Consider the following 12,640-nt stretch of genomic DNA (forward strand, 5'->3'; position numbering starts at 1 on the left):
TTAAAATTATGAAACGACTGTTATCTCTATTTATTGTTATCTATTCACTTTCTATTTCCATTGCTAATGCAGCACCTTCATTGATACCAGCGCCACCGCAGTTATCTGCCAATAGCTACGTGTTAATGGATGCTTATACTGGTGATGTTTTAGTGGAACACAATAGCCGCGAAGAACTGCCGCCAGCCAGCTTAACAAAGCTAATGACGGCTTACATCGCTGAATACGAACTTGCGAAAGGGAATATTTCTTTTAATGATCAGGTAACGATCAGTGAAAAAGCGTGGCGCATGGAAGGCTCACGAATGTTTATTCGTGAGGGGACCCAGGTCCGTCTTGAGGATCTAATGCGTGGCATTATTATTCAATCAGGTAATGATGCAAGCGTTGCCGTGGCTGAGCACATTGCTGGCGGTGAAGCGGCTTTTGCTGATTTGATGAATCAGCATGCCAAACTGCTCGGCATGAACAATTCTCACTTTGTTAATTCAACGGGCTTCCCTGCTGAAGGACACTATTCAAGTGCCTATGATATCGCGCTACTGTCTCGTGCCACCATTGTGCATTTCCCTGAAAACTACAAAATGTATTCAGAGCAATACTTTACTTACAACGATATTCGCCAACCAAACCGAAATAAACTTTTATGGCGTGATAAAACCGTCGACGGTCTAAAAACCGGTCACACGGAAGCCGCTGGTTACTGCTTGGCAGCCTCTGCTGTTCGTAATGGCACTCGCTTGATTGCTGTTGTGATGGGTACCAGTTCTGATGAAGCGCGTGCTTCTGAGACTCAAAAACTGTTGAACTACGGATTCCGTTATTACGAAACGCGTAAGTTGTATAGCGCTGGCCAAGTATTGAGTGATGCACGCGTGTGGGGTGGTGAAGCAGATACGGTAAAAGTTGGTTTTGCTGATGATGTGTTGGTGACTATGCCACGTCAGAATGCTGATTCTATTCCTGCATCTTTAGAACTCACCCCTGAAATCGAAGCGCCGATTGAGGCGGGTGATGTATTAGGTAAAATTATCGTCGGTACAGCTGATAATGTACTGCTTGAAAGAGAAGTGGTGGCATTAGAACCTGTCGCGGAAGGTGGCTTCTTTAAGCGCCTGTTCGACAAAGTTAAATTGTTCTTTATGAACTTATTTTAAATGATGGTATAGCAAATAATGGCTTTAATTAATAAGCAAGGTGTTGTAGCAGCGGATGCGCCAGATGCCCCGAAAATCGAGTTTCCCTGTGACAATTACGTGATTAAAGTTGTCGCGATGGATGAGGCGGATATTCAAGCAACCGTGATTGCACGTGTCCGTACTCATGCGCCTGAGTTTGATGAGTCTTCGATTAAGAAGAATGTCTCTTCGAAAGGACGTTTTGTAAGCTTCAGTTTGCGTATTCGTGCTCAAAGTGAGACACAATTGGCTCGTTTACATGAAGATCTTATGGCGGTCGAATCCATCAAAATGGTTATGTAATTCATGCCGAACGCAATTCTATGTCGTGATCTTGGGGTTGTTCCGTATGAGTCTACATGGGAAGAAATGAAGCAGTTTACCCAGACTCGTACTAAACAAGACCAAGATCAGATTTGGCTCCTAGAGCACCCATCAATTTTTACGCAAGGGCAAGCAGGCAAGGAAGAGCACCTGTTAGATGCAGGGGATATTCCTGTCATTCAAGCGGATCGTGGCGGGCAGGTCACGTATCATGGGCCAGGCCAGTTAATCGCATACATCATGATTGACCTTAAACGCTTAGGAATCGGTGTGCGTGATCTGGTGACGCTTATTGAAAACTCAATTGTCGATGTCTGTAAGCAGCACGGCATTGAGTCTTACCCCAAGCCGGATGCGCCGGGTGTTTATGTGAATGGAATGAAAATATCCTCACTGGGCTTAAGAGTCCGTAGAGGATGTTCTTTTCACGGCGTTGCGTTGAACGTAGACATGGATTTAAATCCATTTCTGCGAATTAATCCCTGTGGTTATCAGGGACTTCAAATGATAGATATGAAGCGCTTGCAGCCACAGACCAGCATGGCGCAAGTTAAAGTTCAGCTAGCCAACATACTGGCCGAACGTCTCGGATATCCTCATCCGATTATCCAACAAGGGTGAATATAAGAATGACTACTCAGCAAAAGCGAGTTGTGCAGGGTGAAAAACTGCGCGGTGCCGACAAAATGGCCCGTATCCCTGTAAAAGTTATCCCAACAGAAGAGATTCCTCGTAAGCCTGATTGGCTTCGAGTACGTATGCCAGCATCGCCAGAGATTGCTCGTATTAAGAGTACTCTGCGTGAACATAAACTGGCGTCCGTTTGTGAAGAGGCAAACTGTCCAAACCTTGGCGAATGTTTCTCTAACGGTACCGCGACCTTTATGATCATGGGTGATATTTGTACTCGTCGTTGTCCGTTCTGTGATGTGGCACACGGTCGTCCCAATGCTCTGAGTCCAGATGAGCCAAAAGAACTGGCGACAGTGATCCGTGATATGCGTTTGAAATACGTGGTCATCACCTCAGTTGATCGCGATGATCTTCGTGATGGTGGTGCGCAACACTTTGTTGACTGTATCCGTGAGACCCGAGCGCAAAGTCCAAATATCGAGATTGAAACCCTAGTACCGGATTTCCGTGGTCGTATGGACGCTGCGTTAGACATTCTTGAAATTGCTCCGCCAGATGTGTTTAACCATAACCTAGAGTCGATCCCGCGTTTATACCGTCAAGTTCGCCCTGGCTCTGACTACCAATGGTCTCTTGATCTGCTGAAGAAATTCAAAGATCGTTGCCCAGACGTACCAACGAAATCTGGTTTGATGGTTGGCATGGGTGAGTCTTTTGAAGAGATCGTCGAAGTGATGAAAGACCTGCGTGCTCACAACGTTGACATGCTAACGATTGGTCAGTACTTGCAACCATCTAAGCATCACTTCCCAATGGATCGTTTTGTGCATCCAGAAGAGTTTGAACGCTACGAACAAGTGGCGAAAGAGCTTGGCTTTAAACACGCAGCCTGTGGCCCATTGGTACGCTCTTCGTACCATGCCGACAAACAAGCCCACGGTGAGCGCGTTTCGTAACAAGCAAAGCTATACAGGTAGTAGTTTGATTATGAAGAAACGAGAAGTGCTTTTTGTGCTTCTCGTTTTTTTATAAAAAAAGCCCGCCAAAATGGGCGGGCTAAGCTGTCCGTATCAGACGCCAAGGGGTAAGCGCCATATGTATGTTGGAACTAATGTCTACGTGGGCATTGTGCAAAGGTGTACGCTGCATTGCCCTAGTCAAGATCTAGCTCACTGTCCTTAATCTCAACTGGTTATATTATAGACAAATTGCTTGGGGCTTGGTTCCAATATTGTGAATATTTTTATGAGTATTGTTTATGGAAGGTGACTACGCAACGCCGTATTTTGCTGTCAGTATTGAAACATCGGAGTTGCGTGATGATGTTATGTACCGGGTAATGACTGAGAAGGTCATGGATTTGGCTGCCGAGCAGGCTGGGTATTTGTACGCTGATTGGGTGGTGGATGAATCGGCAAAGCTTGTTTTCTATTGGCGTAAAAAGGAGCAAGCTGAGAAGTGGATGGATCACTCTATGATGACTCGTATCTTATCGATAGGCAGTCAGTTTTGGTTTGATCGATATAGCTTGAAACTGTTAGAGGTACATAAAGAGAAAGTGGTGAAGAATCATACAAGTTGGCAAGACAATGCCAGATTTCCTGTGATTAAAACACCAAGAGGTGTGCTAAAACTATTGAGCTTAGAAGAAGCGCCACTTTTAAAAACTTACGTCAATGAGCAGCGGGAGCACCTCGCGCATTGGGAGCCGCTTCGAGGAGAAGATTACTACAGTGATGAGACATGCTTCCTTCGTGTAAAAGAGATGCGCCGCGATTTCATTGAGGATAAAGGTTGTGTCTTATGTTTGTTGAACCCTGAGCGGGACCGCATGTTGGCGTACAGTAACTATTCACAATTCGTTAGAGGCATTTCTCAATCCTGTTTTCTGGGCTACAGTTTGGCGGCAGATCTTCAGGGTCAAGGTTATATGCATGAATGTTTATCGGCTGGTATCGAATACATTTCAAAAGAGTTAAATATCGATCGAATTCAAGCATGTTATATGCCTAGAAATCACAAGAGTGCTGCCGTGCTAGCGCGCTTGAATTTCGAGAAAGAAGGTATTGCTCGCAATTATTTAAAGATAAATGGGCAATGGGAAGATCACTTAATGACGGCATTAACACTTCGTTAGATCACGCCTTGTTGTGAGAGTGGGCTTTGATAACTCGATCTTTATGAGGATAAGGCGTAGTAATGCTAAGGAAGGTGATTGGTTTTGAGGAATGGTTGAGTAGGCTTCTTGGGCATTGTTTAGGCACAACAGTACCCTTTTGAGAAACGGCTTGGGCAGTTTTTTGATCGAAGGTAATGCTTAGTGTGCCATCATAGTTGAGCGGTAGGATAAATTGCTCGCATTGCTTAAGATAATGGTCAGGCTCTTTGTATCCGGCCGGTAGCATGACCCATTCGACCTTGCCAAGTTCTTTATTCTCAACGGTCCAGCGTGTGACACCATTACTTGATTGCTGTTTATGTTCAGTACCACTGGCAAAACGCTCGCATTTTTTATGTTCTCGTTTGCTTTGTCCGACAAAGACAACCACAAACAGCCTTGCTAAATCTGAAACGGCAACACACTTTAAAGCTTGTTCATGGCTCAACCACGCCGCTTGGTTGGCTTTTAGAGAGGTTTCTTCACCCTCTGATTCGATGAATATTTGACCATTTGTGACAGTGATTAAGCTGTCGTATGGAAAAATTAGGTTATGGTTCGCGTGCGAGTTCATCGAGAGTTGTAATTCGTACACTCGTAGGGATCCGGAATGGTGAGCGATCTGTTGCCAGCTATCCTGCCCAAGTGTTGCTTTCATATTCATGTCTCTTCCTAAATGACGCTTTTGAGTTTACAACGTCCTGAAAGAAACGACTAATGTAGAATTAGTATAGGGTTTCGGTTGCAGCTCAAATGGTGCCTGATTATAGTAGGTGGCAATATTTAAGTTATAGAAATGCTTAGGCTTTTTACTAAGTATTCTCATATTGTAAGGATCCTGCTTTTGAGTGAAATGACTACCTTCGAAGCCAATGAAACGCTTTCATTAAAAGACTACACCGAAAAGGCTTATCTGAATTATTCAATGTACGTCATTTTGGATCGAGCTTTGCCGCACATTGGTGATGGGCTTAAGCCTGTTCAGCGACGTATTGTGTATGCAATGAGTGAATTGGGGCTGAAAGCCACGGCTAAATACAAAAAGTCAGCAAGGACCGTGGGTGATGTGTTAGGTAAATTCCACCCTCACGGTGACAGTGCTTGTTATGAAGCAATGGTACTGATGGCGCAGCCGTTTTCATATCGCTACCCATTAGTTGACGGTCAAGGTAACTGGGGCGCACCAGACGATCCTAAGTCCTTTGCTGCGATGCGTTACACAGAGTCACGCTTGTCCAAGTATGCCGATGTGCTATTAAAAGAAGTGAATCAAGGTACCGTAGATTGGGTGCCAAACTTTGATGGTACGTTGGATGAGCCCGCTGTTCTTCCAGCTCGATTGCCTAACCTTTTGCTAAACGGCACGACCGGTATTGCTGTCGGTATGGCGACAGATATTCCTCCACATAACTTGCGTGAAGTGGGGGGAGCTTGTATCCATATGCTTAAGCATCCAAAAGCGGACTTGGATGAACTTTTAGAATATGTGCAGGGACCAGATTTTCCGACTGGCGGTGAAATTATCACTCCGCGAGAAGATCTGCGTAAGTTGTACGAGACAGGTAAAGGGCAGGTTAAGGCTCGTGCTCGTTACAATGTCGAAGAGGGCGAAATCGTTGTTTACGAATTGCCCCATCAAGTTTCTGGTAGCAAGATCCTAGAGCAAGTAGCAGCGCAAATGCAGGCTAAGAAGCTTCCGATGGTGGTGGATCTTCGCGATGAATCTGACCATGAGAACCCGACTCGCTTGGTGATTGTGCCGAAGTCCAATCGAGTGGATATTGAAGGGGTAATGACACATCTGTTCGCGACCACAGATTTAGAGAAATCTTATCGTGTAAACATGAATGTGATTGGCCTTGACGGCCTGCCTCAAGTGAAAAGCCTGCCGGTATTTATTAGTGAATGGCTCAGATTTCGAATCGGTGTGGTTCGTAAACGCTTAGAATTCCGCCTCGATAAGGTTTTAAAAAGGCTGCACATTTTAGAAGGTTTGCTCGTTGCCTTCCTAAACATCGATGAAGTCATCGAGATTATTCGAAATGAAGACAAGCCTAAGCCGGTTCTAATGGCTCGTTTTGATTTGACGGACACTCAAGCGGAAGCCATTTTAGAGCTGAAGTTGCGCCACTTAGCAAAGCTTGAAGAGATGCGTATTCGAGGAGAGCAAGACGAGCTGGAAAAAGAGCGTCAGCTTTTAGAGGGTTATCTTGCGTCTGATGCGAAGCTTAAAAAGCTAATCATCAAGGAGATCGAAGAGGCAATTAATGACTTCGGTGATGAGCGTCGTACTCCAATTGTTGAGCGTAAAGAAGCGCAAGCTTTCAGTGAAGAAGACTTGCTGTCAAATGACCCTATCACGGTAGTGTTATCGAAGCAGGGTTGGATTCGAGCAGCTAAAGGTCATGAGATAGATGAGCGCGGACTTAGCTATAAATCTGGTGATGAGTTCCTGTTGTCAACCAAAGGGCGCTCAAATCAGACATTGGTCTTGCTAGCTTCAAATGGCCGCACCTATTCCATAAAGGCGCATACGCTTCCTTCAGCAAGGGGGCAAGGAGAACCCATTACTGGGCGCATCAGTTTAGATAAAGACACGCATATCGTAGCCGCTGTATTGGATACGGACGAGTCTTATTACCTTGTTGCTTCAGATGCGGGATATGGTTTCGTAGCCAAGCTTGGTGATTTGCATGCGAAAAACAAAGCGGGTAAAGCAACCTTAACATTGCCGGTCAATGCTAAAGTGATGGCACCTGTAAAAGTAGCGGATCCTGAGCGTTCTCGAGTGGTAGTGGTATCAAATGAAGGGCGTATGCTGGCATTCAATGTCGCATCATTGCCGCAAATGGCGAAAGGAAAAGGGAATAAGCTGATCAGCATTTCATCAGCACGAGCTAAGGATCGAGAAGAGTGGGTCTGCTCTCTAGCAACCTTGTTGCCTGAAGATTTGCTGTGTGCACACAGTGGCAAGCGCTTCATGACGTTTGCTGAGAAAGAATTGTTGGATTACGTTGGTGAGCGTGGGCGCCGTGGTTTAAAACTGCCACGAGGTTTCCAGCGTATCGATCAGCTAGAAGTAAAGGCAGGGGAAGGGAAGCCTTCTAATTAGGTTTCTTAGTTAAAGTTAATATTGAAACAAATTGATGCTATTTTTAAATAGCCACTAAGAATTAAGGGGTATATCCACATGAAAGGCAGTCAAAAAGTTATCGATAGCATGAATGCGCTATTAGAAAATGAACTGGCAGCGATCGATCAGTACTTCATCCACTCACGTATGTATGATGACTGGGGATTAAGCAAGCTTTACGAGCGTTTAAACCATGAAATGGATGAAGAAAAAGATCATTGTGATTGGCTAATTAAGCGTATTTTGTTCCTAGAAGGTACTCCTTGTTTGACTAAGCGCCGTGACTTACTTGTTGGTAGTGATGTTCGCTCCATCATGCAAAATGACCTTACGCTTGAGTTAGAGGTTGTTGCAGCGGTGCGTGATGTAATCGCCATTTGTGAGCAAGAAGGTGATTACCAGACTCGTGAGATGCTTGAGAAATTACTATTTGATACCGAAGAAGACCATGTTTACTGGCTAGAAAAGCAGTTGCGCTTGATGGATACCATCGGTGAGCAAAATTACATCCAGTCGCAAATGTAATAGGAGTTCCTATGAAAGGTGATAAGCAAGTCATTGCCAGCTTAAATAAGGTGTTAGCCAACGAGCTTGTGGGAATTAACCAGTATTTTTTGCACGCGCGCATGTTTAAAGATCAAGGCTTTGAGCTGTTAGACAAAGCAGATTACAAAACGTCAATCCAAAAAATGAAAAATGCAGATCGCTTGATTGAGCGTATTTTGTTTTTGGAAGGGCTGCCTAATTTGCAAGATCTAGGAAGACTTCGCATTGGTGAAGATAGCGAGGAAATGATTGCCTCTAATTTGTCTTTCGAATTGGCTACATTGCCTGATCTTCAGGAGGGTGTAAAACTTTGTGAAGAGAAGAAAGATTTCATCAGTCGTGAAGTGCTTGAGCACATCCAAGATGAGCAGGAAGAGCAGATTGATTGGCTGGAGACTCAGCAGCATTTGATCAAGACCGCAGGGCTAGAGAATTACTTGCAGTCTCAGATGGGTGAATCTTCTTCAGATTAAGTCTTGCTTTTTCTTAAGCAACTTTGACGAGGAGTTCGTCTGCCAGTTTCAAGAGCTCCTCGTTAAGGATTCCTTTTACGTCCTTACAGCACTTTCCACATTGGTTGCCTACACTATGCTCAGCATAAAGCTCGCGCATGGTCGTAGCGCCTTCGGCAATAGACTTTTTGATTGCTTTATCAGAAACAGCGTTGCAAAGACAAACGTACATAAAATGAAAATCACTCTCAGTTCGATTTGTTTTCGATTTTATGTGTAGTGATAATAGTTATCAATAAAAATAAATTTATTTAAACTTGAGGTCTGATAGATTTTCTGTACAAGGGAAGTGCAATGTACATAAAGAGAAGGACGCTTATGCGTCCTTCTCTTTTGTAATGTCAGTTAAGATTTCAGCAAAAGTCTCGGGCGGGTGAGCCCCTTGCACTAAGAACTGCTCATTGATGATGTAGGTGGGGACAGATTGGATGTTCAGTTTTACTAACTTTTCCATTTTCTCATCCACTAAGTATTCTGCCTCTCTCGACAACGCATCTTCTATGTCTTCAGGTTGGAAGCCTACTTCTTTTGCAATACGTTCTAGAATACTTTGATCGCCTATATTCTCCCCTTTGGTAAAGTAGGCATAAAAGAGAGCAACCATCATAGGTGTGGCTAAGTTGATTCGACTGGCCTGGGCAATAAATTGATGGGCTAGTTTTGTATTTGGGATGACGTCTTTTTCTGAAAAGTTAAACTCTAAACCAGCTTCATAGCCCACGTTTTGTAAGGCATGAGAGACTTCATTTAACTTTTCTTGGCTACCAAACTTTTTCCCTAGGAACTGAGCTCTAGGTTCTCCTAGTTTGGCTATGTCTGGGTGTAGCTCAAAAGGAAGCCAATGGATATCAAACCGGAAGTCGTCACCTAGATGCTCCATTGCAGCTTTTAAGCGAGTGTAACCAAGGTAACACCATGGACAAACTGGGTCGGCTACAATATCAATAGTTAAGTCGGCCATTTCTTCTCCGTTAGTTGACGCTGTAAGCAATGCACTGACTGATTTGACAATAGGGTAAGTTGGATTCCTTGTGCCAATGATTAAATGCGGATTGCGCCGCTTTTAGTGCAGCCTGAGTATCGCGCCCTGTTGTCAGTATCTGTTGATTACGCAAGTAACCTTCAACGTCTTTTGTTAGTAAAAAAGTATCTTTACCCATGATTCTTAGGGTGTAAGCACCAGTGTTGCCTCCGAGGCGAGCGCCATGCTTTTTAAGGTATTGCCACAACTCAACAATATTATTGCTAGGGTATGTTGCTACAAACTGTGCAAAGCTATCATGTTTAGCCTGAACTTCAGACATCATGATTGCGTTCTCACGAATCGTCATGACTTTACCAAAGTGCCGGATAATACTTGGGTCTTTGGCTTTTTCTTCCCACATTTCATCGTGGATTAGCAGCATTTTTTCCACATCAAAATGGAAGAATGCGTTTTCAAAATTAGGCCACTTATTACGGACTACTTGCCAGTTCATACCTGATTGAAAAATCTTTTGAGTGAAGGCAGATAGCCAACGATCATCTGATATGTTTAAAAGCTGCTGCCCTGACTTGGGGCTAATGAGCTGATTCCTCAATGTTGTCTCACTACCAAAACGTGAGACAGCCCTGCTGTAAATGTCTGAAAAAGGTTCGTATGAAGACAATGTGAACTCCTTCGCAAAAGTGATGGTGATTGTAGCATAAACGTAACTATGACGTTGATCCGCCGCATTTATTTCTTAAAGTTCGGCACGGCTATCGCGTATACTTGGTATGACGTGAAATGATAGGAAAGACCATGACTCATCTAAGTGTAAACCTAAATAAAATTGGCCTACTGCGAAACTCACGCGGCCGTGATTACCCCAATATGTTAACGATGGCCCAACGTACGTTAGAGCTTGGCGCGTTTGGTATTACTATTCACCCACGCCCAGACCAACGACATGCGACTTACCGTGATGCGTACGAATTAAAAGAATTGCTGAAGCAATATCCAGGTCGAGAGCTGAATATTGAGGGTTTTCCTGATGCTAAATTCCTTGAAGTTGTATTAGAGGTTATGCCTGATCAGTGCACACTGGTACCTGACGACCCGAATCAATTGACCTCAGATCATGGTTGGAATGTTGCGAGAGACCAAGATGCCCTGCGCCCTGTAATAGCCAAACTTAAGGAAAAAGGTATCCGAGTTGTGCTGTTTATGGATCCTGAGCCAGAGAATATGGCGATGGCTAAAATGGTTGGTGTCGATCGAGTAGAGCTTTACACTGAATCTTATGCGCAAGCATACCAAACCGAGAGAAAAGAAGCCGTTAATCAGCAATACCAAGAAGCCGCGCAAGCAGCAATGGACGCAGGGCTTGGCGTTAATGCTGGCCATGATTTAGATCTAGAGAATGTTGGTCTACTTTGCTCCGAACAACGCATTACTGAAGTCTCTATTGGTCATGCGCTGACAATTGAAGCACTAGATTACGGTTGGGATGATGTGGTTAAACGCTATTTGGAACAATTAGGTTAATGAATAGTGGTCGTCACGGTGTCGCTACCTCTACCTCTAAAAAGAGAGTTGTATGCCAGCGCTGCCACTATCCTGAAAGGCAATGCATTTGTCATTTGGTTGTGTCCATCAGTGGCGATAAGACCGTATGGATTATTCAAGATAAATTGGAAGCAAACCATGCTAAGAACAGTACTAGACTGTTTAAGCTCTGCTACGCTAATACGAATGTTATTGCTTTTTCTGATTCGTCAGCCATGCAATGCTTTTATGAACAAGTTGATGTGGATGCTGCGGTTCTGCTCTACCCAAGTGATACCGCGATTGCAATTGAAGCCCTAGATGAAGACAAAGCAAAGCAAATTAAGCACGTTATTTTGTTAGATGGTACGTGGCCTAAAGCAAAGAAAATGTTCTTAACAGATAGTCGATTGAAAAAATTCGCGACAGTGAATTTTGCGACGCCGCCAGTGTCTCATTATGAAATACGTAAATCACCTAACGCTAAAGCATTGTCTACCTTAGAGGCTGCGGCGTACTGTTTGGAAACGCTAGGAAGTTTACAAATGTATAAGGTTCGTAACTTTTTTAGTGAGGTAATCGAACTACAATGGCAATTACAGCCAGATTCTCATAAGCACCGAACAAGTAAAGAGATTAAAAGTGGATAAACAAACTGAACTTGAAGTACAAGCAGCTGCCTTTCGTCGCCTTTTAGAGCATTTAGATGAGCGAAAAGATGTGCAAAACATTGATTTAATGAACCTGGCTGGATTTTGCCGCAATTGCTTAAGTAAATGGTATGCGTCAGCTGCTGAAGAGCGAGGTATACCTGTTACGTATGAAGAAGCGAGGGAAGTCATATACAAAGAGCCGTACTCCTCCTGGAAAGAGAAATACCAGAAAGAGGCCACCCCTGAGCAACTTGCCGCCTTTAAAGCGAGCCAGCAAGGCGAGTAGTGCTTTATGACTCCGCACCTAGGTCGCTTCTTTTTACCGTTTGCCCGACGTATGCCATTTCTGATAATTGTATGCTCGTTAATGGTTTGGGGATCTGCATCTTACTTGATCGCTGATGTGTCACAAAAATACATTAATCTGGCAAAGCGAATAGGTGCCCAGTATGGCCATCGAGCTGAATTGCGCATTATGGCATGGCGTCGAGCCGTCGATGAATCCCGCGGACTGAGTGTTGGCCAACAACTGCAATCTATTAATAACTTCTTTAATATGTTGCAGTTCGTCGATGACTTGCCTCATTGGGGTAAAAAAGACTACTGGGCGACACCAATTGAGTTTTTAGCGACAGGTGGTGGTGATTGTGAAGATTTTACCATTGCGAAATATTTTGCTCTTCGAGAATTGGGGGTGCCAGATGAAAAGCTTAGGCTCGTTTATGTCAAAGCTCTTCGGTTAAACCAGCATCATATGGTTTTGGCGTATTATCACACACCCACTTCTGTACCAGTGATTCTAGATAATTTAGATAAAACCATTAAACCTGCTGTTCAGCGAAATGATTTGTTGCCGATTTACTCATTTAATGCTGAGAATCTTTGGCTAGCGAAAGAGAAAGGCCGAGGTCAATTAGTGGGAGGATCATCTCGATTAAGCTTGTGGACAGATTTAAATAACCGGTTAACAGATTTAGAGGGGTAGGAGGTCATA

Annotated in this window: 16 protein-coding genes; 12 read left to right on the forward strand and 4 right to left on the reverse strand. The window is 44.0% G+C overall.

The genetic code is table 11. The features are described from left to right. The first annotated feature begins 8 nt into the window (after positions 1–8). The 5 genes from ACXAC1_RS14680 (at position 9) to ACXAC1_RS14700 (ending at position 4,272) form a co-directional block, all read left to right on the forward strand. Positions 9–1,157: a D-alanyl-D-alanine carboxypeptidase family protein gene (locus tag ACXAC1_RS14680; RefSeq protein ID WP_475062403.1), complete on the forward strand. Its 1,149-nt coding sequence runs from the start codon at positions 9–11 to the stop codon at positions 1,155–1,157. 18 nt (positions 1,158–1,175) lie between these two features. Then, positions 1,176–1,481: an HP0495 family protein gene (locus ACXAC1_RS14685; RefSeq protein WP_475062404.1), complete on the forward strand. Its 306-nt coding sequence runs from the start codon at positions 1,176–1,178 to the stop codon at positions 1,479–1,481. A 3-nt stretch (positions 1,482–1,484) separates the two neighbouring features. Next, positions 1,485–2,123, forward strand: coding sequence for a lipoyl(octanoyl) transferase LipB (lipB, locus tag ACXAC1_RS14690; protein ID WP_475062406.1), 639 nt, complete (start codon positions 1,485–1,487; stop codon positions 2,121–2,123). An 8-nt stretch (positions 2,124–2,131) separates the two neighbouring features. Continuing rightward, positions 2,132–3,091 (forward strand): lipoyl synthase, encoded by a 960-nt coding sequence (gene lipA / locus ACXAC1_RS14695; protein ID WP_475062407.1) that lies wholly within the window; start codon positions 2,132–2,134, stop codon positions 3,089–3,091. A 302-nt stretch (positions 3,092–3,393) separates the two neighbouring features. Then, the gene (locus ACXAC1_RS14700; protein ID WP_475062409.1) at positions 3,394–4,272 is read left to right on the forward strand and encodes a GNAT family N-acetyltransferase; all 879 of its coding nucleotides are present in this window, start codon (positions 3,394–3,396) and stop codon (positions 4,270–4,272) included. Between the two features lies 1 nt (position 4,273). On the opposite strand, the gene ACXAC1_RS14705 is transcribed toward ACXAC1_RS14700, so the two are convergent. Beyond that, positions 4,274–4,957, reverse strand: coding sequence for a hypothetical protein (locus tag ACXAC1_RS14705; protein WP_475062411.1), 684 nt, complete (start codon positions 4,955–4,957; stop codon positions 4,274–4,276). Positions 4,958–5,146: 189 nt separating this feature from the next. Here ACXAC1_RS14705 and parC point away from each other — a divergent pair, with 189 nt between their 5' ends. The 3 genes from parC to bfr (ACXAC1_RS14720) all read left to right on the forward strand — a co-directional run bounded on the left by parC (position 5,147) and on the right by bfr (ACXAC1_RS14720) (position 8,445). Then, positions 5,147–7,405 (forward strand): DNA topoisomerase IV subunit A, encoded by a 2,259-nt coding sequence (gene parC, locus ACXAC1_RS14710; protein ID WP_475063839.1) that lies wholly within the window; start codon positions 5,147–5,149, stop codon positions 7,403–7,405. 78 nt (positions 7,406–7,483) lie between these two features. Further along, on the forward strand, positions 7,484–7,951 hold the full coding sequence (gene bfr / locus ACXAC1_RS14715) for a bacterioferritin (RefSeq protein ID WP_133564154.1): 468 nt from the start codon (positions 7,484–7,486) through the stop codon (positions 7,949–7,951). Between the two features lie 11 nt (positions 7,952–7,962). After that, positions 7,963–8,445: a bacterioferritin gene (gene bfr, locus ACXAC1_RS14720; protein ID WP_475062413.1), complete on the forward strand. Its 483-nt coding sequence runs from the start codon at positions 7,963–7,965 to the stop codon at positions 8,443–8,445. Between the two features lie 13 nt (positions 8,446–8,458). On the opposite strand, the gene ACXAC1_RS14725 is transcribed toward bfr (ACXAC1_RS14720), so the two are convergent. From ACXAC1_RS14725 to ACXAC1_RS14735, 3 genes are all read right to left on the reverse strand, one after another. After that, a complete protein-coding gene (locus ACXAC1_RS14725; protein ID WP_475062414.1) occupies positions 8,459–8,656 on the reverse strand; it encodes a (2Fe-2S)-binding protein in 198 nt (65 codons plus the stop codon). 144 nt (positions 8,657–8,800) lie between these two features. Continuing rightward, positions 8,801–9,445, reverse strand: coding sequence for a DsbA family oxidoreductase (locus tag ACXAC1_RS14730; protein WP_475062416.1), 645 nt, complete (start codon positions 9,443–9,445; stop codon positions 8,801–8,803). Positions 9,446–9,455: 10 nt separating this feature from the next. Then, the gene (locus ACXAC1_RS14735) at positions 9,456–10,133 is read right to left on the reverse strand and encodes a DNA-3-methyladenine glycosylase I (RefSeq protein WP_475062418.1); all 678 of its coding nucleotides are present in this window, start codon (positions 10,131–10,133) and stop codon (positions 9,456–9,458) included. A gap of 134 nt (positions 10,134–10,267) precedes the next feature. Between ACXAC1_RS14735 and ACXAC1_RS14740 the strand changes: the two genes are divergently transcribed. Genes ACXAC1_RS14740 through ACXAC1_RS14755 form a run of 4 tightly spaced genes read left to right on the forward strand, consistent with a single transcriptional unit; the run spans position 10,268 to position 12,631 of the window. Next, positions 10,268–10,993, forward strand: a complete 726-nt coding sequence (locus ACXAC1_RS14740) for a pyridoxine 5'-phosphate synthase (RefSeq protein ID WP_475062420.1) — start codon at positions 10,268–10,270, stop codon at positions 10,991–10,993. After that, entirely contained in the window at positions 10,993–11,643 is a 651-nt protein-coding gene (locus tag ACXAC1_RS14745) for a tRNA-uridine aminocarboxypropyltransferase (RefSeq protein WP_475062421.1), read from the forward strand. The genes ACXAC1_RS14740 and ACXAC1_RS14745 overlap by 1 nt, the downstream gene beginning before the upstream one ends. Further along, positions 11,636–11,932, forward strand: a complete 297-nt coding sequence (locus ACXAC1_RS14750; RefSeq protein ID WP_475062423.1) for a DUF1244 domain-containing protein — start codon at positions 11,636–11,638, stop codon at positions 11,930–11,932. Before ACXAC1_RS14745 ends, ACXAC1_RS14750 begins: the two co-directional genes overlap by 8 nt. A 6-nt stretch (positions 11,933–11,938) precedes the next feature. After that, the gene (locus tag ACXAC1_RS14755) at positions 11,939–12,631 is read left to right on the forward strand and encodes a transglutaminase-like cysteine peptidase (protein ID WP_475062425.1); all 693 of its coding nucleotides are present in this window, start codon (positions 11,939–11,941) and stop codon (positions 12,629–12,631) included. The last annotated feature ends 9 nt before the right edge of the window (positions 12,632–12,640 follow it).

Source organism: Marinomonas sp. AWM4_232 (assembly GCF_056158325.1).